This is a genomic window from Gemmiger formicilis, assembly GCF_018784445.1.
In the GTDB taxonomy this organism is placed as follows: Bacteria; Bacillota; Clostridia; order Oscillospirales; family Ruminococcaceae; genus Gemmiger.
The window spans coordinates 1-22,659 of record NZ_WQOH01000014.1 but is presented as its reverse complement, the minus strand read 5'-3'; the positions used below and the strand labels follow the sequence as shown (position 1 = coordinate 22,659).

The window sequence follows — 22,659 nt, the reverse complement described above, 5'->3', positions numbered from 1 at the left end:
CATGTCGTCACCCCCATGGCAACAGGATAGCACAGGCGCGGCGGGGATGTTGGCGGAATAAAGGGCATCGGCAAATATCCGTTACGGCTTGGCGAACCCCAGCGAGTTCAGCTGCAATTCGTTGTCGCGCCAATCCTCGCGGACCTTGACCCAGCACTGCAGGTTGACCTTGACGCCGAGCAGCTCCTCAATATCCATCCGGGCGGCAGAGGCGATTTTTTTGAGCATCTGGCCGCCCTTGCCGATGATCATGCCCTTGTGGCTCTTGCGCTCACAGTAGATGTTCACATCAATGTCGATGAGGTCCTTGTCGGGGCGCTCCTTAAAGCGCTCGACCACAACGGCAATGCCGTGGGGGACTTCCTCCCGCAGGAACAGCAGGGCCTTCTCGCGCACGAGTTCGGCGACGAGTTCCTTCTCCGGCATATCGGTGAAGGCGTCATCGTCGAAATAGTGCGGGCCTTCGTTGCCGTAGGGCTTGAGCATGGCAAACAGATCGTCACAGCCGGTACCGTCCTTGGCTGAGATCGTGACAATATGATCAAAGCAGCCGAAATCTTCCATTTGCTTTTTGCGGGCTTCCAGCGCGGCAAAATTGTCGAGCAGGTCCACCTTGTTGATGACCGCAATGGCAGGCCCGCCCTTTTGCAGGGCCTTCACCATCGTCAGCTCGGCGTCGGTGAACTCCCCTGCCGGCTCAAACAGCATCATCGTCACATCGACATCTTTCAGGCTGGCGGCGGCGGTCTGGGTCATACGGGCGTCCAGCTTGTTGCGGGCCGCATGGATGCCGGGGGTATCCATCAGCACATACTGCACCGGGCCCTTGGTGATGACGCCGGTGATGCGGCTGCGGGTCGTCTGGGGCTTTTTGGTCACGATGGCGACCTTCTCGCCCACAAGGTAGTTCGTCAGGCTGGATTTGCCCACATTGGGGCGGCCCACCAGCGCCACAAAGACGCTGGACGGCATTTCAGGAATCGGTTTTGCCATTCGGTTGTTTGCCTTTCTCTGTTGAGTTGGAAGAACGGAAAATAAATTTTGTAAAGATGACCAGCGTCAGCACAATGCCCGCCGGGCGTGTGGGCCGCAGGGTAAAATTGGCCCACAGCGTGCCGAAATGCGGCACAAGCAGGCACACGGCGACTACAAGGGTACCCAGCGCCATGACGAGCACCGCCCCCGCCGCCATATCCTTGGCCGCGCCTGCTGTCCACCAGTGGGTGGTATCGGGCTTGTCCACCGCGCGCTCAATTGCGGAGTTGACAAGCTCCAGCGCCAGCACCGCCGCCACACAGAGCGCGATCAGGGCTGTTTCCACCGCAGGCAGCTGCGCCCAGTAGGCTGCCACAAAGGCATAGAGCGCCGCACACAGATGAAAGCGGAAATTGCGCTCCTCCCGTATGGCGGCGCGGATGCCGTTGTAGGCGTAGACAAAGCCGCGGGCGAAGCGGGTCAGCGGCTCAAATTTCATCGCTCGTATACGAAACCGTGCGGGGCAGGCCCAGCTGGATCAGGACGGCTTCTTCTTTTTCGCGCATGCGCACAGCCTCCAGACCGCCGGCCTCATGGTCGTAGCCCAGCAGGTGCAGCATGGAATGTACAGTCAGGTACGCGACCTCGCGCTGCAGGGAGTGACCGTACAGTTCAGCCTGCTCCATTGCGCGCTCCATCGAGATGACGATGTCTCCCAGCAGCTTGCAGCCGTTGTCCTCGTCAATGTCATACTCGCCGTTTTCCCCCAGAGGGAAGCTGAGCACATCGGTGGCGGAGTCCTTGCCGCGGTACTCGCGGTTCAGCTCGTGGATGCGGTTGTTATCCACGAATGTTACACTGATCTCGGCCGGACCGTCAAAGTGCTCGAAATCCAGCACAGCGTTGCAGCTGCGGCGGATCAGGATGCGCAAGCCGGAAGGGACCTTGACTACGTTCTGGTCATTGGTAATCAACACCTTATTGGACACGGAAATCTACCTCCATTTATACTTTTTTATGCTCTGGGCTGCCGGACTTTTCCTCGGCGGCCTGTTCATACGCTTTTACGATCTGCTGGACCAGGCGGTGGCGCACAACATCCTTCTCAGTCAGGCGCACCTGGGCAATGCCCTCAACGTTGCGCAGGACATGCAGCGCGTCAATCAGGCCGCTGCGGACCTTATCCGGCAAATCGATCTGGGTCACGTCGCCGGTGACAACGACCTTGCTGCCGACGCCCATGCGCGTTAAGAACATCTTCATCTGCTCAGGCGTGGTGTTCTGGGCTTCATCCAGAATGATAAAGGCGTCGTCCAGCGTGCGGCCGCGCATATAGGCAAGGGGCGCGACCTCGATGACCTGCTTTTCAAACAATTTCTGAAACGTCTCCGCGCCCAGCAGGTCAAACAGGCCGTCATAGAGCGGGCGCAGGTATGGGTCAACTTTATTTTGCAGATCGCCGGGCAGAAACCCCAGCTTCTCGCCCGCTTCGACCGCCGGGCGGGTCAGGATGATGCGGCTGACATCTTTTGACTTGAACGCCTTGACAGCCATCGCCACGGCCAGATAGGTTTTGCCGGTACCAGCCGGGCCGACGCCAAAGGTGATGGCGTTTTTGCGGATGGCCGCCAGGTATTCCTTCTGCCCCAGGGTCTTGGGGTGGATGGGGCGGCCCTTGGCGGTGACGGCGACAAAGTCGTCGGTCAGCTCCCGCAGGCGTTTTTCCTCGCCGCCATGGGCCAGGCTCATGCAGTAGCGCACGGTCTGTTCCTCCAGCGGGGTGTGGTTTTCCATCAGCGTGACCATGCCCTCCACCGCGCGGGCGGCGGCGTCCACATCCTTCTGCTCGCCGGTAAAGCGCAGCACTGAGCCGCGGCATACCGCTGTAACGCGGAATTCTTTTTCCAGCAGGTGGATATTCTGGTCGCCGCTGCCAAAGATGGCGGCAGCCAGTTCAATGCTGTCCAGTTCAAGAGATCGTTCTGCCAATATACGTTCCTCCATGGGATAGTTGGTTATAGGCCCAGCTATACATTTAGATTATATCACAGTTTTCCGCAAAAGAAACTGTGAATATTGCACAAAATTTTGCGTTTCATTTCGTCACTGTCCGCAAAAATTGTCGAATTACCGCGTCCGGGCAATGTCGGCGGTAAAAATATAGGTCACAGCGGCGGCAGCGGTGCCGTTTTCAGTGGTGGTTTCACGCTGTTCGGCTTCGATTTCCGCATCTGGGAAGTCCCGCAAAAGCTGGGCGCGGCAGGTGCGGACAGCCAGCGCGACGGCTGCGGTGTCGGTCAGGCGCACCGGCTGGGTCTTCTGCTCCCAGGTCGTCACACGGCAGATACAGGCGGGCAGCGCCAGGCGGCCCAGCCGCAGCGGAAGCCACTCGGTCTGTTCCTCGCCGGCCAGCGGCGTTTCGGCGGGCCGGGTGTGAGCATAGCCGGGCAAGTAGAGCGTTTCCGCCGCACTGCTGCGGCCGGTGTAGACAAGGGCCTCGTATTCCAACGCCTGGGCGGCGGTGTATTGTTTTTGCACCCGCGCCACAATGCGCCCCCATGCCCCCTGGGGTACGGCGTTGCCCTTGCGGTCGAGCTTTTCCGCCGCCGCAAGGGGCTGGCCCGCCGTGACCTGCTCCCCCACTGCGACCACCGCAAAGCCGCTCTCAATTTCCACCGCCAGTATCTCCCCATCTGCGGCAGCGTACAGGCCCTGCCGGGGCGGTGGGTCGCGCACGGTCTGGGTCTGGACAGGCGTACTCTCCACCGAAAGGCAGCCGCCGGTAAAGTTCAGGCTGACCCAGCCGAACGTCTCGCTGCGGCGCAGCGCCTGGGCCTGGGCCGCCTGCAAAAGCGGTTTGGTCAGGTACACGCCCTCGTGGATGCCGCAGTCCGCCAGCAGTGTGCGCACGCCTGCGTGCAGGTCAGTGTCCATCGCGCCGTAATCGATGCACCAGACAAAGCCGCCCAGAAAACGCAGCAGCACAAAAAACAGCACCGCACCCGCCGCCAGCCCGGGGCGGGTGCGCAGCAGCCATTCGGTGCGCCGCCCGGGACCGCGCCGGGCCGTGACCGTAAACGCCCAGCCGCCGCTTTTTGCAATTTCTTCCAGTCTGCGCCGGTCCGGGCCGCTGGCTGTGGCGGTGTAGCCGTCTTTCTGCCAGCGGACGTGCCGCAGCCGCACGCCGCTGGCTGCCGCGCGGTTCAAAAATCGAAACGTCCCCGGCCCGGTCACGGAAAAGCGGAAGGTATCCACCGCCCAAAATTCAGCCTTCATCGGGTGGCACCTCCCACTTGCTGCGCAGTTCCACCCGGGTAAACCGCCCGGCCAGGATCAATCTTTTCCCCGCGAAAGATTCTATCCGCAGTCCCTCGCCATACAATGTTACCAGGGTGTCGCCCATGTCCAGGCAGACGCGCTTCGGGGTGAAATCCAGCACGCGGCGGCAGCCATCTGTCAACAGATTGCCGCCGCGCAGTTCCAGCTCCGGCAGGCGGTAGAAATCCCGGGGCGGCGGGGCGGCCATGCGGCGCAGATCGGGGCGCTCATACAGTTTGCGGGGATGCGGCTTTTTCGGTTTCATGGCTGTTCCCTCCCCGCAAAAATCTGTCAGTCCAGTATACGCTGTGAGGTGCGCAATATGAACGTTTGCAGAAATCGGCGTTTTTTTACAGCGGCCGCGGCGGCTGTACTGGGGGTATTGGTACTGACCGAGCCGCAGGCCGCGAAACAGGGGTTCGCCAGCGGCACGGCACTCTGTCTTGACAGTGTGCTGCCTGCGCTGTTTCCTTTTTTTGTGGTGTGTGAACTGCTGATGGCCGCCCCACCGCCCGCCGTGCTGCTGCGGCCTTTGCAGCGGGTGCTGGGGTTAGAATCTGCGGAAGCAACCCAAGCGGTCGTGCTCTCCTGGGTGGGCGGGTACGCCGTGTGCGCAAGATTAGCCGGGCAGCTATACGACACGGGGAAAATTTCCCGCCGGGACGCTGTGCGGCTGCAAATTTTGGGGTGCTGCTCCGGGCCGGGGTTTGTCATTGGCTGTGTGGGCGGGCTGCTGCTGGGCAATGTGCGGCTAGGGGTCGTGCTGTATGCGGCACAGATCGGGGCGAATCTGGCGGCGGGGGTGGTTTGCCTTTTCGGGGCGTGTGGATGCACGCGCGGGGACACACCTGATCTGCGAGATGGCTGCGGGGGGCGATGCGCGTCACCGCCCCGCGGGCGGATGCAAGCGTCCGCCCCTACAGTGCAACAGGTCAGCATTTCAACCGCCATCACCTCCGCTGTCACATCCTCGCTGTCGGTCTGCGGGTGCGTGGTGTTTTTCCGGCTGGCAGGCGCGGTACTGGGGGCAGTGATTCCGCTACCGTCGGTGTTGGTCAGCGCGGCGTTGGAGGTCAGCGCCGGGTGTGCGGACTTTGCGGTGCTGGGCGGGCAGGCGGCGCTGTACGGCTGCTGCGCAGTGCTCAGCCTGCTGGGGGTGTCGGTCTGGGCGCAGATGCAGCTCTTCGCCGGGGCAGCGTTCTGTCCGCAGGTGCTGCTCGCCAGCCGCCTGCTGCATCTTGTGTTTTTGCAGGGCATTTTACGGTTCTGCGTGCGGTTTTTGCCGGGGGATGTGGGGGTGTGCAGCACGCTTTCTGCCCGGATCGTACCACTTTTGCATCTGCCGCCCGACGCTGCAGCGGTGGGGTTTGTCTTTCTCTGCGCAGCCCTTTACAAGGCCTGGCAAAACCTTTATAATAAATAGTGGTATATTTTTGTATTTTGAGGGTGAGGCTAATGTTTAAAAAGCTCTACTATGGGGCCAATATTGCCCCAGCGTGCGCCTACTGCCTGCACGGTTCCACGGCAGCCGACCCCAAAATGATTCTGTGCAAGCACAAGGGCGTTGTTTCGCCCTACTACTGCTGCCGCAAATTCAGCTATGACCCCTTGATGCGGGTGCCGCGCCGCCAGGTCTTGCCGGAGCTGGACCCCCGGGATTTTACGCTGGACGATTAAGAAGGAGAAAACATGGACCACCCGAAGTTCGAAGCCCTCAAGAAAGCGTGGCATGAAAAACGTTCCGTCACGATGGTGTACATCCTGCTGCGCACCTCAGTCGTTTTGGTCATGCTGGCGCAGATTTTTAACCGCAATTTTGAAAACGTATTTCTCTGCGTTCTGACGCTGATTTTGTTCATGCTGCCCAGCACCTTGGAGCGCAAGCTGGACCTTGACCTGCCCAACACACTGGAAATCATCATACTGCTGTTTATTTATGCGGCGGAAATCCTAGGCGAGATCGGCGCGTACTACGTGACCTTCCCCTACTGGGACACAGTCCTGCACACGCTGAACGGCTTTTTGTGTGCGGCCATCGGGTTTTCCCTTCTGGACATTTTGAATCGGCACAACGACGCGCGGTTCCACCTGTCGCCCTTGTATCTGGCCATTATGTCCTTCTGTTTTTCGATGACAGTGGGCGTCATCTGGGAATTTTTTGAGTGTACGATGGATCAGCTGTTCTTCCTCGATATGCAGAAGGACACCGTCGTCAGCGCGATTGGTTCGATCATGCTCGACCCCACCGGCGGCAACACACCCATTGTGCTGAAAAACATCACCGACGTCATCGTTGTGCAGACTGACGGTACCCAGACCGCGCTGGGCCTGGGCGGGTATCTGGACATTGGCCTGCTGGATACGATGGAAGATTTGTTCGTCAATTTCATCGGCGCACTGACGTTTTCTATCATCGGCTACTTCTACGTGCGCAGCCGCGGCAAAGGCAAGTTTGCCAAGCGTTTTATCCCCGTCGCCAACAACAGCACCCCTATGGCGGAGGAGTCTGCCCCGGAAACCGGGAAAGACCCGGGAGGGCAGAAATGATTTCCACCTGTTGCTATGGCTCCCCACTGGGCGACATTCTTTTAGCGGCAGATGAAGTCGGCCTGATTGGGCTGTGGTTTGAGGGGCAGAAATATTTTGCCAGTACCCTGCCCGCCGCACATACCGTGCAGGAAACGCCGCCACTGACCCAGGCACGGCGCTGGCTGGATGTGTATTTCAGCGGTCAGCAGCCGGATTTTACACCGCCGCTGCACCTGGTCGGCTCCCCTTTCCGGCAGGCAGTGTGGACGTTGCTTTTGCAGATTCCCTACGGCCAGACGACCACCTACGGCGCACTGGCCCGGCAGCTTGCAGCCCAGACCGGCGCGGCCCGGGTATCCGCCCAGGCGGTGGGCGGGGCCGTGGGTCACAACGCGGTCTCTCTCATCATCCCCTGCCACCGCGTTGTGGGCACAAACGGTAGCCTGACCGGCTACGCCGGGGGCCTTGACCGAAAAATCAAGCTACTGGAACTGGAAAAGGCAGATATGCGGCAGTTGTTTGTCCCCTGCCAGGAGCACCGCCTTATAAAACTATAAATGCAGCAAAAGCCACAGCTCACCTGCCGTGGCTTTTGCTATTGCACAATTTCGTTGACGATCTCCCCGCTGCCGAGGCTACTTGACCGTACATAAAATCATAGTAGGTAGTCAAAAAGTAGTCAAAACCCACAATTTTAAACAGCATAAAAAAATAAGCGCTGAAACATCACGTTTCAGCGCTTATTTTATGGAGCTGGTGGCCGGACTTGAACCGGCGACCTGCTGATTACGAATCAGCTGCTCTACCAACTGAGCCACACCAGCACACAAGGCAACAGTAAATATTATACAGATTTTTGCACAGAAGTCAATACCCTGCGGCAAAAAATATTTCTGCTGCCCTGGTGTAGGGGCTGCTTACTCGGCGTCCTCACAGAAGGCCTTGAAGGTCAGGTAGGCCATATATACATCCGCCTTGGAGACGATCTCGAACGGAGAGTGCATCGAGATGACCGGCACGCCGATATCGATGGTGTCGATGTCCTGGTTGGCAACATACTTGGCAACCGTGCCGCCGCCGCCCAGATCCAGCTTGCCCATCTCGCCGATCTGCCAGATGACGTTATTCTTGTCCATCAGACCGGTCAGGTAGCTGACCATCTCGGCAGAGGCATCGCTGGTGCCGGACTTGCCGCGGGAGCCGGTATACTTGTAGATGGCCACGCCGCAGCCCGCGTAGGTGCCGTTGTCCGGTTCAAAGGCATCGGCAAACGTCGGGTCAAAGGCGGCCGTGACATCGGCGGACAGGCACTTGGCGGCCTTGCAGGCGGTGATGTAGTCTGCCCCCTGCCCTGCGCAGAGCTGCTGCAGGAAGTGGAAGGTGTACATACTGTTCAGGCCGGTGACGCCATCGGAGCCGGTCTCCTCTTTATCAGTCAGCACGCAGACGGAGGTGTAGGCCGGGGTCTTCGTCTCGATCTCGGCCATCAGGGCGGGATAGGCGTCCACGCGGTCGTCGTGGCCGTAGGCACCGATCATGGCGCGGTCCAGGCCGATATCACGGGCCTTGTGAGCGGGGACGACCTCGATCTCGGCGCGGGTGAAGTCGCGCTCGGTGATGCCATAGGCCTCGTTCAGCATGCCCAGCACGTTCAGTTTGACGCGCTGCTCAGCGTCCTTATCAGCGATGGGCAGGGACGCAATGATGACGTTCAGTTCCTCGGCCGTGATGCCCTCGGCCAGGGTCTTGGCGTTCTGCTTTGCACCCAGGTGGGGCAGCAGGTCAGAAATGCAGAAAACCGGGTCGTCGTCCTTCTCGCCGATGCAGACTTCGACCTTGGTGCCGTCGGTGCGGTAGATAACGCCGTGCAGGGCCAGGGGGATGGTGGGCCACTGGTACTTGCGCACGCCGCCGTAATAGTGGGTGCGCAGGTAGCCAATGCCGTTTTTCTCAAACACCGGCACCGGGCGCAGGTCCAGACGCGGGGAATCGATGTGGGCAATGTTCAGATGGAAGCCCTCCTCCAGGCCCTTGGTGCCGATGGTGGCAGCCAGCACGCACTTTTCGCGGTTGATGGTGTAGACCTTGGTGCCGGGAGCGTAGTTCGTGCCGGGCACAAACTTCTGGTAGCCGGCGGCGGTCAGCAGCTTCTCGCTGTATGCGGTGGCCTCGCGCTCGGTCTTGGCGTTATCCAGGAAAGTCTTGTAACCCTCGCAGAAATCCTGCGCGGCAGCAATCGCGTCGGGCGCAGCGTCCGCCACGGTCTCATTTTTGTAGAGCAGGTTCTTGAGTTCCTCAGTGGTTTTCATCTTGAAAATCCTTCTTTCTTAGTTATATATCTCTGAGTAGCGTTGATAGCTCTCGGTGATTTTCTTTACATACTGCCGCATCTGCGGGTAGGGGTAATGATCCAGCGTGATGCCGTCCGACGAGTACTGCGTTTCTTTCAGCAGCGCGTCCACGGCCCCTACCCCGTTGTGGTAGGCCGCCGCGGCGGTGGCCAGGTGGTCGTCGTACCGCAGCAGGCAGTAGCTGACGAAATAGCTGCCGAAGCGGATATTCGTCTCGGGGTCGTAGAGATCGTCGAAGGTCAGATCCTCTGTCGGGGCAATTTTCGTTTTTATCCAGTCGAACGTGACCTCAGTAATCTGCATCAGGCCGCGTGCCCCGGCGTCGGAATCCACATTCGGGTCGAAGTTGCTTTCGGTGCGGATGAAGGCGTACAGAATCATCGGATCTATGCCGTATTTCCCGGCATAATACTCAACGTACTCCTCATAGCGCTGGGGGTATTCCCAGCGGTCTATCTTCTCCCGAAAGGCGGAAAACAGGACCGTGCCTGCCAAGGCCAGCACCAGCAGCACCGCCAGCAGCGGCAGAAACACAGACCTTTTGCGTTTTTGACGTTTAGCCATGTTCCTCCTTTTCCAGCTTTTGCAGTAAAAGCTGCAGCTTTTCGCGCAGCTGCTCTGGCGTGCCATCGTTGACAAGCTCGGCGGTGGCAGCTGCGCGCAACGTCTCTAAAGGCGTCTGGGCGTCCAGGCGGCGGCGGGCCATTTCGGGCGCAATGCCGTCTCGGGCACAGATGCGGGCAACGCTGGTGTCATAGGGCGCGGTGACGAGAATCAAAGCGTCGCAGCGCTGTTCAAACGGCGTGCCGACGATGACCGCACCGTCCACAAAGGCGAGCTTCGCCCCTGCCCGTTCGGCATCCGCCAGCGCAGCGTCGATGCGGCGCAGGATCTCCGGCTGGGTGATGGCCGTCAGCCGGGCTGTGCCCTCCGGCGTTGCAAAGGCGCGGTCCGCCAGCAGACGGCGGCGCACTTCGCCGTTTTCATCGGCTATATCCGTCCCGAACGCCGCTTGCAGCTGCGGGATGCAGGCCGAGCCAGGCAGCAAGACCTCCCGCGCCACAAGGTCTGCATCCACACAAGGATACCCCTGTGTGCGCAAAAAACTTGTCGCACTGGATTTGCCGCAGCCGGAACGACCGGTAATGCCTACAATCTTCATAGTTCGACCACCCGGAACGCCGCCGCGCGGATCAGGCGGTTGTAGACGGCCATGGATACGCCGTCCTGCTCAGGGCAGCGGGCGTAGACGACCTGTGCGCCGTGTTTATCCAAATCGCGCAGCGCCGTGAACAGATGGTGCGCCTGGGTCACGCCGTCGTGGTTTTTGCCGTACTCAATGAACGGCACGCCCAACTCGGCCCCCTCGCCGTCAAAGCAGAGTGCCCAGACACCGGGGGCGGTGTGCTCTTTGACAAATGTTTTGTATTTGTCAAAGTTGCCGTGGAGAATCGTGACCTGTGCCTTGGGGGCGTAGTGCTTGTACTTCATGCCGGGCGAACGTGCAACTTCGCCGTCCTTGAGCTTTTCGAGAATGGCCGGGCTGACGAGGACTTCCTCGCCGAGGACAGCTTCCATCTGCTCCTTCGTGACATAGCCGGGGCGCAAAAGCATCGGGTGCTCCCCTGTCACGGCCACAACGGTGGACTCAACGCCGACCTTCGACTCGCCGCCATCAAGAATCAGCGGCAGACGGCCGTCCATATCGGCCAGCGTGTCGGGAGCGTTCGTGGGGCTGGGCTTGCCGGAAAGGTTCGCCGAGGGCGCGGCGAAGGCGACGCCGCTTTCTTTAATCACCTGCTGCACGACCGGGTGGGACGGCATACGCACGCCTACGGTGTCCAGCCCTGCGCAGGTCACGTCGCTGACCTCGGGGCCGCGGGGCATGACCATCGTAAGTGGGCCGGGCCAAAAGGCGGCCGCCAGCTTTTTGGCGCGTTCGGGCACTTCGGAGACGATGCCGTTCAGCATTTCCATCCCATAGATATGCACGATGAGGGGGTTATCCTGCGGGCGGCCCTTTGCTTCAAATATTTTTTTCACCGCTGCGCCGTTGCGGGCGTCGGCGGCGATGCCGTAGACCGTCTCGGTGGGCAGGGCGACCAGCTCGCCCTGCTGCAGGAGCTTGGCGGCCAGTGCCACGCTTTCCGGCGTGATGGGCAAAACCTGTGTTTTCATATTACTTTCCTTCTTCTGTGCTGCTCTGTTTCAGCTTTTCTTTCCGGTCGGCCAGAATCAGCGGCTCGACCACGCGGTCCAAGTCGCCGTCCAGTACGCCCTGCAGGTTGCGTAGCGTTAACCCAATGCGGTGGTCGGTCACACGGTCCTGCGGGAAATTGTAGGTGCGTATCTTTTCGCTGCGGTCGCCGCTGCCCACCTGGCTTTGGCGGCGGGCGTTGTACTCCTCGTCGTAGGCGTCCTGCTTTTGCTGTAAAAGGCGGCTGCGCAGGACTTTCAAGGCGCGGTCCTTGTTCTCCCGCTGGCTGCGCTGATCCTGGCATTCGACCACCATGCCGGTAGGCAGGTGGGTCACGCGGATGGCGGACGAGGTCTTGTTGATGTGCTGGCCTCCCGCGCCCGAGGAGCGGAAGGTGTCGATGCGCAGGTCTTTCGGGTTGATCTCCAGCTCGACCTCCTCAGCTTCTGGCATGACGGCAACTGTCACCGTTGAGGTGTGGATGCGCCCTTGGGTCTCGGTTTCGGGCACGCGCTGGACGCGGTGGACGCCGCTCTCAAATTTCAGGCGGCTGTACACGTCGGGGCCTTCGACCGAGAAAACAATTTCCTTCACGCCGCCGAGTTCTGTCTCATTGGCGCTGATGGTCTCGCACTGCCAGCCGCGCCTGGCGGCGTACATCGTGTACATGCGCCACAGGCTATGGGCAAACAAGGCCGCTTCCTCACCGCCGGCACCGGCGCGAATTTCCAAAATAACGCTTTTTTCGTCGTCGGCGTCCTTGGGGATAAGCAGCAAACGCAAATTCTCTTCGCTCTGTGCCAGATTCCGGGCAATTTCGCAGAGTTCCTGCTGTACCATAGCAGCAAACGCCGGATCCGATTCGGCAGCCAGCATTTCTTTGGCGTCCTTCTCCTGCTGCTGCAGGTCGGTATAACGGCGGTATTCTTCGATCAAGGGGGTAAGTTCTTTGTAATCACGCATCATCCGCGCATACTCGTCGGCGTTGGCGGCCGCGTCGGGCGTGGACATTTTGTGGGCAAGCTCCTCATAGCGGCGCTCGACCTCATAAAGTTCAGTAAAATTCTGCATGGGTTCTCCTTTGCACATGGTCATTTTGTAGGGGCAAACAGTATTTGCCCGCGGAGCTTTACGGCTGCCGCCAAGTTCCCGGGTCGATGCAAGCATCGCCCCCTACACGCAGGGGCGGATTCCATACCCGCCCGAAAAAGTTGCCAATACGTTGTGCAAAGCCCGCTACTGCTCGCCCGTGCGCAGAACTTTTTTGATGTTGCGCTCGATCTTGGCGCGGGGCAGCATAATTTCATGCCCGCAGCCCTGGCACTTGATTTTGAAATCCATGCCCACACGCAGTACATCGAAACGGTTCGCACCGCAGGGGTGCGGCTTCTTGGTCTGGATCACGTCCCCGACCTGTACGTCCATACGGCACACCGCCTTTCTTAAAAAATATCAGTTCTATTATAGTACAGCCGGTATTGTTTTGCAAACATCCCGCATAAAAGTTTAGCAAGTTATCACAAACACACCCTAAATTTTAGAAGAAATGAGGAACCGAAAATGTTGGAATTCAGAGCTGAAGGTCTTTGCCGCAACGCGAACCACCTGAACCGCGAGGAACTGAGCCGCTGCATGGCGAACGGCGAAGTGCTGCAAAGCACCGCCCTTGCCTACGATACCGAGCGTCGGCTGCGGTTTGAGCTGGGCGGTGTGCGGGGCATTATGCCCTTTGCGGATTGTGTGGACGCTGCCCCCGGCGAGACCGTGAAGGACATTGCCGTGCTGACCCGGGTGGGCCGCCCGACCTGCTTTGTCATCATGGGAACCGAGTTTGACGAAAACGGCGAGGAATATTACCTGCTCTCCCGCGCGGAGGCCCAGCGCCGCTGCCGGGCACAGTACCTGGACACGCTGGAAGCGGGCAGCGTCATCCCCTGCACCGTGACCCACATTGAAAATTTCGGCGCGTTCTGTGATATCGGCTGCGGCATTGCGGCGCTTTTGCCCATCGACTGCCTTTCGGTCAGCCGTATTGCCTCCCCCGCCGACCGAGTACAGGTGGGCCAGCAGCTTTTGTGCGCCATCAAGAACCGCGATGTGCAGGGGCGCATCGTGCTGACACTGCGGGAGCTTTTGGGCACATGGAGCGAGAACGCCGCCTGCTTTGCCGCCGGGGAGACCGTCGTGGGTATTGTGCGCAGCGTCGAGGATTACGGCGTTTTTATCGAGATAGCGCCGAACCTGGCGGGCCTTGCCGAAGCAGACAGCACCCTGCGCCCGGGCCAGGCCGTGAGCGTGTACATCAAGAACATCCTGCCTGACAAGATGAAGATAAAGCTCGTGGTGGTAAACAAAAATCTGGGCCAGCCCCTGCGGTTTGAGCCGCACTACTTTGTGACCCGCGGGCGGCTGAAGCGCTGGACCTACTCGACGCCCCAGAGCCACAAACAGATCGAGACGGTATTTTGAATTTTGGCATCCCATTTTTGTCACTTTTGAAATTTGCCATCTTGCCACAGCCCGCCGCTGCGTGTATAATAAAGTAATGAAAATTTTTCGAGGAAGTGGTTGCGATGGCAGAAGCATTTACCGCCGGTGTGCGTCCCGGCGGCCTTACCGACGACACACAAATTCGCATTTTGCTCTGCTACCTGGTCAAAGTGGCAGGCCCTGTAAAGCGCGACACCATGCAGGGCGCGATCTTGCAGGAGCAGCTTGTCAATTATTTTGAGTTCGCCGACGCGCTGGTCGAGGTGGAAAAGCAGAAGCTCGTTACCATCGATGGCGAGGGGCGGTATGTTATCACCCAGAAAGGCTCCACCGTAGCCGACACACTGGCCTACGACCTGCCCCGCACCGTGCGGGAAAGCGCCATCCGCGCCGTGATGCAGATACGCAGCTGGAACCACCGCGCCGCGTCGAACCGTGCCGTGGTGCAGGAGACGGACGGCAAGTACAGCGTAGTCTGTTCGATTGGCGATATGGGCAGCGATGTATTCCGCCTGGAGCTGGCCATGCCGGATAAGCTGACCGCAGAGATGATAAAAAACAATTTTATCGCCCACGGCAGCGATATCTATCCCAAGCTCATGGATACACTGACCCAGCCCGGCAGTGAGGATGATCGGCCGCCGGCAGCGCTGCAATAACACCTCCCCCCCTTAGGGGGAAGCCTTTCGCCCCTGCACCCTTACGGGTGCAGGGGATTTTTTGTGCCATCCCCCTTGACAACTGTGCATAGCGTGTATATACTGTAAATATAGAATATGTACAGTTCGACTACAAGGAGCTTCTACACTATGCAGATTTATCTATCCAATGCCGGGCAAGAGCCGATCTACGCGCAGATCACGCGGCAGATCAAGCAGCAAATCTTGTCCGGTGCGCTGCGTCCCGGGGACGCGCTGCCCAGCATCCGCCTGTTGGCGAAGGAGTTGCGCATCAGCGTCATCACGACCAAGCGCGCGTATGAGGATTTGGAGCGCGACGGCTTTATCCTGACCCAGCAGGGCCGGGGCAGCTTTGTCGCCGAGCAAAATCCCGCCCTGCTGCGCGAAGAACATTTGAAAAAGGTCGAGGACTGCCTGCAAGGCGCGGTGGACGCCGCGCGGTTGGGCGGTATCGGCTACGACGAGGTCGCAGAGACTCTGCGCCTTTTGTGGGAGGGCTGACCTATGGCAGCAAGCACCGCCGCTTTACGCGGCATCACGAAGCAGTACAAAGACTTTACCCTTGGGCCGGTTGATATGACCGTGCCCGCAGGCAACATCGTCGGGCTGATCGGCGAGAACGGCGCAGGCAAGACGACGCTTTTGAAAATCCTCTGCGGCGTCAACCGGGCGGATGACGGCACGGTCGACCTGCTGGGCGGCTCTCCTGCCGATGCCGCCACTCGTGCTAAGATTGGCGTTGTGTTTGAGGATGCCTTTTTCTACGGGAGCTTCACCGCCGCACAGGTTGGCCGCAGCATGACGGGCGTGTATGGAGCGCGGTGGAATGCTGAAACCTTTGCCGGGTATCTGCGCCGCTTTGGGCTGGACGCTGGCAAAAAACTCAAGGAGTACAGCCGCGGTATGCGGTTGAAATTGAGCCTGGCTGCCGCACTGGCCCATGACCCCGAGCTGCTGGTGCTGGATGAGGCCACGGCCGGACTGGATCCGGTGGTGCGCGGTGAGCTGCTGGACCTGTTTTTGGAGTTCATTCAGGACGAGCGGCACAGCATCATCATGAGCAGCCATATCACCGCCGATTTGGAGCAGGTGGCAGATTCTATCGCCTACCTGCACAATGGGCAGCTGCTGTTCCACGAGAACAAGGACGAGCTGCTGCAAAGCTACGGCGTGCTGCACTGCGGCGAGGATGTACTGACTTCCCTGCCCGCCGGGCTGGTGGTGTTCACCAGGCGCGGGGCCTATGGGTGTGAAAGTCTGGTCAGGGAACGGCACACCGTGCAGGAGCTTCTGCCGGAGGCCGTCTGCGACGCGGCAAGGCTCGATGATATTATGCGGTTTTATAGCGGGAGGGATGCGCAATGAAAGGACTTTTGTATAAAGAATGGGCCATTCTGACAAGTTCCTACAAACAGTCTGTATTTTTTATCGCGCTCCTCTACGGCGGCATCAGCATTCTGACCGGGCAGACCGGGATGGCCTATGCATTGCTCGTTGTATTTTCCATTCTGATCACCTCCACGATTTCGTTTGACGAGAACTCCCATTGGGACATCTACGCCCGCACGCTGCCCGTAACACCCGCGCAGCTTGTGGGCAGCAAATACCTGTTTGGGCTGTGCGGGCTGGCGCTGGGCACAGTGTGTACGGTGCTGATCGTGGCGCTGAACAATGTGCTGCCGCCTCTGCTGTTCTGGCACACCTCGTATAAAGTACCGCCCCTCGAGTGTCTGGCAGCCCTGCTGGCCTGCGGCAGCATGGCGCTGCTGTTGGTCGCGCTTTTGCTGCCGCTGTCCTATCGGTTCAACAGTGTCAAGGCCCGCAGCTGGCTGTTTCTGATCATCGGTGTGCTCGGCGGTTGTATTGGGCTGGTCGCTTCCGTCTCGCCTGATTTGATGCAGCTGTTCAATGCCTCCGACGAAGTGTTGCTGACGGGGCTGGTTGCAGCGTTTGTGGGGCTGCTGGCGGTGTATTTTGTGAGCTATAAGGTATGCGTGGGGATTTATAAGCGGAAGGAATACTGAGTTCCTGCCGCAATGTGCCCGGGCGGATATGGAATCCGCCCCTACGTGTGTGTGCGGCTCCCCTGCGGGCGAGCAATGCTCGCCCCTACAAGGGAGGCTTTATAGCAAAAAATCCTGTGTCCTTTTGCGGACACAGGATTTTTTAGTATGCACTTATTCGCAGCCCAGATATGCTTTGCGGACCTCGATGTTGTTGGCGAGCTCGGTGGCTTCGCCTTCCATCTTGATCGTGCCGGTTTCCAGGACATAGGCGCGGTTGGCGATCTCCAACGCCATCTTCGCGTTCTGCTCAACAAGCAGGACGGTCACGCCGTTGCGGTTGACTTGGCGGATGATTCTGAAAATCTCCTTGACCAGCAGCGGAGACAGACCCATGGACGGCTCGTCCAGCAGCAGCATCTTCGGCTTGCACATCAGGGCGCGGCCCATGGCTAGCATCTGCTGTTCGCCGCCGGAAAGTGTACCGGCGGGCTGGTTGCGGCGCTCCTTCAAGCGCGGCAGCAGATCGAACACCATGTCGAAGTCATTCTGGATGGCCTCTTTGCCGTCGCGGCGGGTGTACGCGCCCATCTGCAAATTCTGCTGCACTGTCAGGCCGCTGAACACGCGGCGGCCCTCCGGCACCTGGGCCAGACCTAGACGGATGATTTTATGCGGCTCCATCTTGCTGATGGTCTGGCCGCAGTAATCGATCTCGCCGCTCCGCAATTTCAGCAGGCCGGAAATGGCGTGCATCGTCGTGGTCTTGCCTGCGCCGTTCGCGCCGATCAGCGTGACGATCTCGCCCTCATTGACATGGAAGGACACATCCTTGATGGCGTGGATAGAACCATAAAAAACATTGATATTTTTGACAGAAAGCATCTCGCCCATCGTCAGTCACCTCCCAGATATGCCGCAATGACCTTCGGGTTGTTGCGGATGGATTTGCCATCGCCGCGGGCAATCACACGGCCGTAGTCCAGCACAGTGATCTCCTCGCAGATGCCCATGACAAAGTTCATATCATGCTCGATAAGCAGGATGGCAACGCCGAACTGGTCACGCACGCTGTGGATGGTGTGCATCAGCTCTTCCGTCTCGTTGGGGTTCATGCCGGCGGCAGGCTCATCCAGCAGCAGCAGCTTCGGGTTCGTGGCCAGGGCGCGGGCAATCTCCAGCTTGCGCTGTTTGCCGTAGGGCAGCTGACTGGCCTTGTAGTTAGCCTCTTTATCCAGGTCAAAGATTTTGAGCAGCTTCATGGCCTCGCGGTTCATCTCGTGCTCTTTCTCTTTGAAAGCGGGCAGACGCAGGATGCCGGTCCACATACCGTACTTGATTTGGTTGTGCAGGCCGACCTTGACGTTGTCAATTACCGACATTTCGTTGAACAGGCGGATATTCTGGAAGGTACGGGCGATGCCGGATTTGCTGATAAGCTCAGGGTTCTGGCCCGTGATATCCTTGCCGTCCAGAACGATATTGCCCTCGGTAGGCTTGTAGACGCCGGTCAGCATATTGAAAACCGTCGTCTTGCCCGCGCCGTTGGGGCCGATGAGACCATACAGGTGGCCTTTTTCAATCGAAAGGTCCAGCTGCGCAACGGCCTGCAGGCCGCCGAACGCAATGCCTAAGTTACTGACTTCCAACAGTGCCATTTACGCCACCCCCTTTTTCTCTTTTGCGTCCTTCTTGTCCGCGCCTTCCTTGCGGAAACGGGCGGTCAGCCGCTTGCGCAAGGCGATCATTTCAGGACTCTGGTTGAAGATCATGACCACGATCAGCACGATGGCATAAATCAGCATACGGTAGTCGTTCATGCTGCGCAGCAGCTCGGGCAGAACGGTCAGCACGGCGGCCGCAATGACCGAGCCGCGCAGGTTGCCGATGCCGCCCAGAACGACGAACACGAGAATCAGGATGGAGGTGTTGTAGTCGAACTTTTTCGCGACCAGAGAGGAATAGTTCAGCGCGTAGAGTACACCAGCGATGCCTGCAAAGACAGCGGATGTGACGAACGCCATGAGCTTGTACTTCGTGATGGGGATGCCCACCGAGCGGGCGGCGATCTCGTTATCGCGGATGGCCTTGATGGCGCGGCCCGCGCGGGAGTTGACAAGGTTCAGAATGACCAGCAGCGTGATGATGACCAGCACGATGCCGACGGCGAAGGTGGAGGCCTTCTTGATGCCGGTGATGCCCATAGCACCGTTGATAAGCACCTTGCCGTCCACCTCCATGTTCAGCGAGGCGGTGTCCTTCAGCGAGAAGTGCAGACCGTGGGAATCCAGGCCCAGATAGCAGGCGTTCATGACGTTCTTTACGATCTCACCGAAAGCCAGCGTGACGATGGCCAGGTAGTCGCCGGACAGACGCAGAACCGGGATGCCGACCAACACGCCGAACAGGCCCGCCACAACGCCGCCGACTACGAAGGCCACCAGCATGGCGAGGGGCTGCGGGGCGTTTTCAGACAGCACCACATAGGCCAGCGTGCCGGAGAACGCGCCGACGCTCATGAAGCCGGCGTGGCCCAAGCTCAATTCGCCCAGGATGCCGACGGTCAGGTTCAGCGAAACGGCCAGGATAACGTAAGCGCAGATGGGCACCAGCTGACCGGAGAAGGAATTGGTCAGTGCGCCGACTGCACCCAGAATCTGAATGAGCACGTAGAAGCCGACGACGATCCCCAGCGTAATGAGGTTGCTCTTGGTGGACTTTTTCATATTTTTCAACATAGCAGCCACCTCAAACCTTCACATTGACTTTTTTGCCCAGCAGGCCGGTGGGTTTAACAATGAGCACCACGACCAGGACAAGGAACACGATTGCGTCGGACAGCTGGGTGGAAATGTAGGCCTTACTCAGGTTCTCGATGATGCCCAGCAGGATGCCGCCCAGGAACGCGCCCGGGATGGAGCCGATGCCGCCGAAAACAGCGGCCACGAAGGCCTTGATACCGGGCATAGCGCCGGTGGTGGGCTGCAAGGTCGGGTAGGACGAGCAGAGCAACGCACCAGCCACCGCCGCCAGCGCAGAGCCGATGGCGAAGGTCAGCGAAATGGTGGCGTTGACGTTGACGCCCATCAGCTGAGCAGCGCCGCGATCCTCGGACACAGCCTGCATGGCGTGGCCGGCGGACGTGTGGTTGACGAACCAGATCAGCGCCACCATGATGATGACGCAGGCGATGATGGTGACGACCGTCTCAGCGGAGATGGTCAGCTGACCGTCAAACAGAGAGATAGGCTTCATGCCGGAGACAACGGAGGTGAAGCTCTTGGGGTTGGAGGACCAGGCCAGCTGGGCCACCTGCTGCAAAAGGTAGCTGACGCCGATGGCCGTGATCAGGACAGCCAGGGACGGTGCTTCACGCAGCGGGCGGTAAGCGACGCGCTCGATCGTGACGCCGAGCACCGTGCAGACGACCATCGAAAGGACGATGGCCAGCACCGGGTTCATGCCCGCAGAGCCGAAAGCAAAGAAGACGACATAGCTGCCGATCATGATGACATCGCCGTGGGCGAAGTTCAACATCTTGGCAATGCCGTAGACCATGGTATACCCCAGGGCGATCAATGCGTAAACACTGCCCAGGCTGATGCCGTTGATTAGGTAGGATAAAAACTGCATTGCGTAATACACCTCACTCTATCTTTTCCCCTGCCGGTCGATACGCCGCAGACAAGCAGGAAAATATAAAATTATCGTAGCACAAATCTGCGGCTAAAACAATGGGTTTGCCTGTATTTCTGTAAAAAACAAGTGTCTTTGTCGGAAATCGTGCAGTGCAAACGAAAAAGGGCTGCCGAACCCTATGTCCGGCAGCCCCCATTGGCAACGGAAAAATCAGTTTACGTGCGCCGTGCCGGAATTACATGGCTGCGTAAGCGCCGTCCTTGATCACAACAGCCTTAGGAGCCTTGGAAACCGCACCGGAGGCATCCCAGGTCATGCCATCGCCGGTCAGACCGTCAAAGGTCATGCTGGTGAACTGAGCCTTGAGAGCATCGCAGACGTCAGAGGCATCCATGTCGCCGTTGATGCCGCCGGCAACCGCAGCCTGATAGATGGCGTAGACGACATCGTAAGCATCGGCAGCGAACTGGTTCGGGGTGTCACCGTAGGCCTCCTTGTAAGCGGAGACAAAGGCCTGCGTCTTTTCATCCTGTGCGTCTGCAGCGAACGGGGTCAGGAGCATCAGACCCTCGGCCAGAGAGGTGTCAAAGCCCTCGATGGTCAGGATGCCGTCCATACCGTCGCAGCCAAAGAAGGTGGGCTCATAGCCGCTCTTGTTAGCAGCAATCAAAATCTGGGAAGCCTCCTGATAGTAGATGGGCAGGAACACCAGATCAGCGCCAGCCTGCTGGCACTTGGCAACCTGCGTGGACAGGTCAGACTTGTTGTCAGCGGTGAATGCCTCTGCGGCAACGATCTCCAGCCCCTTGGCATCGGCCTCGGCCTTGAACTTCTCATAAATACCGGAAGAATAGGCATCGGAGGAGTCATAGATGATGCCGACCTTGGTGCCGAGCTTGTTTTCTGCGATATAATCTGCGGAGGCAACGCCCTGGTTGGGGTCGGTAAAGCAGATCTGGAACACATTGTCACCGCTCTCGATGACAGCGGGCGCAGAAGCGGAAGGCGTCATCATAAACAGGTTGTCATTGGCGGTCTCGGCGGCAACGGCAATGGACGGGGTGGTGGTGACAGGGCCGGCCAGAACCTGCAGGCCCCAGTCCTTCAGGGTGTTGTAGGCGTTGACACTCTTCTCGGCGTCATGCTCATCGTCCTCGAACTTCCACTCAAAGACATCGCTGCCGTTGGCGGCGTTGATCTCCTTGACGGCCAGCTCCTCGGCGTTCTTAACGGCCTGGCCGTAAATAGCAGCACCGCCGGTGACAGGGCCGATGCCGCCGATCTTGATGGGGGTGCCGGTGTAAGCGCCGGAGCCCTCGCCTGCTGCCTCGGTGGTAGCGGCGGTAGAAGCTGCCTCAGAGGCAGCCTCGGAAGAAGCAGTGTCGGTAGATGCGGTAGAACCGCAGGCGGCCAGGCTCAACACCATGGAAGCCGCCAGCACAGAGCTAACGAGTTTTTTCATTGTAATTCCCTCCTAAAAACACAAGCAGCACATTCGTAGGTCCGCACGACCCTGTGCTGTTTTGTTGAGTAAATTATAATCTTTTGTTCGCAAAAATGCAATAATACAAATCAACAGTGTTGCGGTGTGCATTTCCCCTATTTATGGGAAATTTCACAAAAATGTATTACAAAATATTATCAGGTTGTCATCTTGACATTTTGGCGCGACTTTTTTAGAGAAAACGCTTGCAAAATGTGGCAGAGTTTGTCATAATAGAAGATAATTTGATTGACTTTGTGAAAGGGGCATCATCGCAGATGAAACTTCTGGAGGAGCGCATTATGGAGCAGGGGCAGGTTCGTCCCGGCAATGTCCTGAAGGTGGATTGCTTTTTGAATCACCAGCTGGACGTAGACCTGCTGGACAAGATCGGTGAGGAGTTCTACCGCATCTTCAAGGACGACGGCATCAACAAGATTCTCACCATTGAGGCATCCGGCATTGCCATTGCCTGCATGACCGCGCGACATTTCAATGTGCCGGTCGTCTTTGCCAAGAAGGCCAAGAGCAAGAACATCGACGGCGACGTTTACACTTCCACCGTACATTCTTATACCTACGGCCGTGATTACGATATCACCCTCGCCAAGAAGTTCCTCTCCCCCGCTGACAAAGTGCTGATTCTGGACGACTTTCTTGCCAACGGCAAGGCCATGAAGGGCCTGCTGGATGTCTGCGCCCAAGCGGGTGCCACCGTGGGCGGCATCGGCATCTGCATTGAGAAGGGCTTCCAGCCGGGTGGTGCCGAGCTGCGCGCCGCCGGGTACAAACTGGCAAGTCTGGCGATCGTGGATACCATGAGCGACGATCAGCTGACCTTCCGTGAGCAGTAACTTGCTGCCTGTTCCTTTTTATAATTTTATAATGTATAAAAAATCCCCGGATCGCTGTAATCTGAACAGCACCCCATTTGTTAGACAGTATGATATACTATCTAACAAGTGGGGTGTTTTGCTATGCCAAAAGGAGTACC

At 58.7% G+C, this 22,659-nt stretch carries 27 protein-coding genes and 1 tRNA gene; 10 read left to right on the top strand and 18 right to left on the bottom strand.

Annotation, left to right across the window (positions count from 1 at the left end):
* Positions 1-81: 81 nt before the first annotated feature.
* The 6 genes from era to GPK89_RS05040 all read right to left on the bottom strand — a co-directional run bounded on the left by era (position 82) and on the right by GPK89_RS05040 (position 4,558).
* Positions 82-993: a GTPase Era gene (era, locus tag GPK89_RS05065; protein WP_252261483.1), complete on the bottom strand. Its 912-nt coding sequence runs from the start codon at positions 991-993 to the stop codon at positions 82-84.
* Positions 974-1,474, bottom strand: a complete 501-nt coding sequence (locus tag GPK89_RS05060; protein WP_215691858.1) for a diacylglycerol kinase — start codon at positions 1,472-1,474, stop codon at positions 974-976. Before GPK89_RS05060 ends, era begins: the two co-directional genes overlap by 20 nt.
* Positions 1,464-1,964, bottom strand: coding sequence for an rRNA maturation RNase YbeY (ybeY, locus tag GPK89_RS05055; RefSeq protein WP_215691857.1), 501 nt, complete (start codon positions 1,962-1,964; stop codon positions 1,464-1,466). Before ybeY ends, GPK89_RS05060 begins: the two co-directional genes overlap by 11 nt.
* Before the next feature lie 16 nt (positions 1,965-1,980).
* Positions 1,981-2,964 carry a PhoH family protein gene (locus tag GPK89_RS05050; protein ID WP_215691856.1) on the bottom strand — a complete coding sequence of 328 codons (984 nt, stop codon included), beginning with the start codon at positions 2,962-2,964 and terminating at the stop codon, positions 1,981-1,983.
* Between the two features lie 138 nt (positions 2,965-3,102).
* Positions 3,103-4,251, bottom strand: coding sequence for a sporulation protein YqfD (locus tag GPK89_RS05045; protein ID WP_215691855.1), 1,149 nt, complete (start codon positions 4,249-4,251; stop codon positions 3,103-3,105).
* The gene (locus GPK89_RS05040) at positions 4,241-4,558 is read right to left on the bottom strand and encodes a YabP/YqfC family sporulation protein (protein WP_215691854.1); all 318 of its coding nucleotides are present in this window, start codon (positions 4,556-4,558) and stop codon (positions 4,241-4,243) included. The genes GPK89_RS05045 and GPK89_RS05040 overlap by 11 nt, the downstream gene beginning before the upstream one ends.
* A 57-nt stretch (positions 4,559-4,615) precedes the next feature.
* Here GPK89_RS05040 and GPK89_RS05035 point away from each other — a divergent pair, with 57 nt between their 5' ends.
* Genes GPK89_RS05035 through GPK89_RS05020 form a run of 4 tightly spaced genes read left to right on the top strand, consistent with a single transcriptional unit; the run spans position 4,616 to position 7,379 of the window.
* Positions 4,616-5,716 (top strand): hypothetical protein, encoded by a 1,101-nt coding sequence (locus GPK89_RS05035; protein ID WP_215691853.1) that lies wholly within the window; start codon positions 4,616-4,618, stop codon positions 5,714-5,716.
* Between the two features lie 32 nt (positions 5,717-5,748).
* Positions 5,749-5,970, top strand: coding sequence for a hypothetical protein (locus GPK89_RS05030; protein ID WP_215691852.1), 222 nt, complete (start codon positions 5,749-5,751; stop codon positions 5,968-5,970).
* A 12-nt stretch (positions 5,971-5,982) separates the two neighbouring features.
* The gene (locus tag GPK89_RS05025) at positions 5,983-6,840 is read left to right on the top strand and encodes a hypothetical protein (protein WP_215691851.1); all 858 of its coding nucleotides are present in this window, start codon (positions 5,983-5,985) and stop codon (positions 6,838-6,840) included.
* Complete coding sequence (locus GPK89_RS05020; protein ID WP_215691850.1) at positions 6,837-7,379, top strand: methylated-DNA--[protein]-cysteine S-methyltransferase; 543 nt, start codon at positions 6,837-6,839, stop codon at positions 7,377-7,379. Before GPK89_RS05025 ends, GPK89_RS05020 begins: the two co-directional genes overlap by 4 nt.
* Before the next feature lie 191 nt (positions 7,380-7,570).
* Here GPK89_RS05020 and GPK89_RS05015 read toward each other — a convergent pair.
* From GPK89_RS05015 to GPK89_RS04985, 7 genes are all read right to left on the bottom strand, one after another.
* Positions 7,571-7,646: transfer RNA gene (locus GPK89_RS05015), tRNA-Thr, on the bottom strand.
* Positions 7,647-7,739: 93 nt separating this feature from the next.
* Positions 7,740-9,131 carry an aminopeptidase gene (locus GPK89_RS05010; RefSeq protein ID WP_215691849.1) on the bottom strand — a complete coding sequence of 464 codons (1,392 nt, stop codon included), beginning with the start codon at positions 9,129-9,131 and terminating at the stop codon, positions 7,740-7,742.
* A gap of 18 nt (positions 9,132-9,149) precedes the next feature.
* On the bottom strand, positions 9,150-9,737 hold the full coding sequence (locus GPK89_RS05005; protein WP_215691848.1) for a lytic transglycosylase domain-containing protein: 588 nt from the start codon (positions 9,735-9,737) through the stop codon (positions 9,150-9,152).
* A complete protein-coding gene (coaE, locus tag GPK89_RS05000; protein WP_215691847.1) occupies positions 9,730-10,335 on the bottom strand; it encodes a dephospho-CoA kinase in 606 nt (201 codons plus the stop codon). Before coaE ends, GPK89_RS05005 begins: the two co-directional genes overlap by 8 nt.
* Positions 10,332-11,351, bottom strand: coding sequence for an L-threonylcarbamoyladenylate synthase (locus GPK89_RS04995; protein ID WP_215691846.1), 1,020 nt, complete (start codon positions 11,349-11,351; stop codon positions 10,332-10,334). Before GPK89_RS04995 ends, coaE begins: the two co-directional genes overlap by 4 nt.
* Position 11,352: 1 nt before the next feature.
* A complete protein-coding gene (gene prfA / locus GPK89_RS04990) occupies positions 11,353-12,441 on the bottom strand; it encodes a peptide chain release factor 1 (RefSeq protein WP_215691845.1) in 1,089 nt (362 codons plus the stop codon).
* A gap of 165 nt (positions 12,442-12,606) precedes the next feature.
* Positions 12,607-12,795, bottom strand: coding sequence for a DUF951 domain-containing protein (locus GPK89_RS04985; RefSeq protein ID WP_215691844.1), 189 nt, complete (start codon positions 12,793-12,795; stop codon positions 12,607-12,609).
* A gap of 135 nt (positions 12,796-12,930) precedes the next feature.
* Between GPK89_RS04985 and GPK89_RS04980 the strand changes: the two genes are divergently transcribed.
* The 5 genes from GPK89_RS04980 to GPK89_RS04960 all read left to right on the top strand — a co-directional run bounded on the left by GPK89_RS04980 (position 12,931) and on the right by GPK89_RS04960 (position 16,564).
* Complete coding sequence (locus tag GPK89_RS04980) at positions 12,931-13,839, top strand: S1 RNA-binding domain-containing protein (RefSeq protein ID WP_215691843.1); 909 nt, start codon at positions 12,931-12,933, stop codon at positions 13,837-13,839.
* Between the two features lie 104 nt (positions 13,840-13,943).
* Entirely contained in the window at positions 13,944-14,519 is a 576-nt protein-coding gene (locus GPK89_RS04975; RefSeq protein WP_215691842.1) for a DUF4364 family protein, read from the top strand.
* Positions 14,520-14,669: 150 nt separating this feature from the next.
* On the top strand, positions 14,670-15,041 hold the full coding sequence (locus GPK89_RS04970) for a GntR family transcriptional regulator (protein WP_215691841.1): 372 nt from the start codon (positions 14,670-14,672) through the stop codon (positions 15,039-15,041).
* Between the two features lie 3 nt (positions 15,042-15,044).
* The gene (locus GPK89_RS04965; protein ID WP_215691840.1) at positions 15,045-15,905 is read left to right on the top strand and encodes an ABC transporter ATP-binding protein; all 861 of its coding nucleotides are present in this window, start codon (positions 15,045-15,047) and stop codon (positions 15,903-15,905) included.
* The gene (locus GPK89_RS04960) at positions 15,902-16,564 is read left to right on the top strand and encodes an ABC-2 transporter permease (RefSeq protein WP_215691839.1); all 663 of its coding nucleotides are present in this window, start codon (positions 15,902-15,904) and stop codon (positions 16,562-16,564) included. Before GPK89_RS04965 ends, GPK89_RS04960 begins: the two co-directional genes overlap by 4 nt.
* Positions 16,565-16,717: 153 nt before the next feature.
* Here the strand turns inward: GPK89_RS04960 and GPK89_RS04955 are convergent, their stop codons facing one another.
* The 5 genes from GPK89_RS04955 to GPK89_RS04935 all read right to left on the bottom strand — a co-directional run bounded on the left by GPK89_RS04955 (position 16,718) and on the right by GPK89_RS04935 (position 21,644).
* The gene (locus GPK89_RS04955) at positions 16,718-17,428 is read right to left on the bottom strand and encodes an ABC transporter ATP-binding protein (protein ID WP_337555962.1); all 711 of its coding nucleotides are present in this window, start codon (positions 17,426-17,428) and stop codon (positions 16,718-16,720) included.
* An 11-nt stretch (positions 17,429-17,439) separates the two neighbouring features.
* Positions 17,440-18,201, bottom strand: coding sequence for an ABC transporter ATP-binding protein (locus tag GPK89_RS04950; RefSeq protein ID WP_215691837.1), 762 nt, complete (start codon positions 18,199-18,201; stop codon positions 17,440-17,442).
* Entirely contained in the window at positions 18,202-19,281 is a 1,080-nt protein-coding gene (locus GPK89_RS04945) for a branched-chain amino acid ABC transporter permease (RefSeq protein WP_215691836.1), read from the bottom strand. It lies immediately after the preceding gene.
* 10 nt (positions 19,282-19,291) lie between these two features.
* Entirely contained in the window at positions 19,292-20,176 is an 885-nt protein-coding gene (locus tag GPK89_RS04940; RefSeq protein ID WP_215691835.1) for a branched-chain amino acid ABC transporter permease, read from the bottom strand.
* 241 nt (positions 20,177-20,417) lie between these two features.
* Complete coding sequence (locus GPK89_RS04935) at positions 20,418-21,644, bottom strand: ABC transporter substrate-binding protein (protein WP_215691834.1); 1,227 nt, start codon at positions 21,642-21,644, stop codon at positions 20,418-20,420.
* 299 nt (positions 21,645-21,943) lie between these two features.
* On the opposite strand from GPK89_RS04935, the gene GPK89_RS04930 reads away from it, so the two are divergent.
* Entirely contained in the window at positions 21,944-22,519 is a 576-nt protein-coding gene (locus GPK89_RS04930) for a xanthine phosphoribosyltransferase (RefSeq protein WP_215691833.1), read from the top strand.
* The last annotated feature ends 140 nt before the right edge of the window (positions 22,520-22,659 follow it).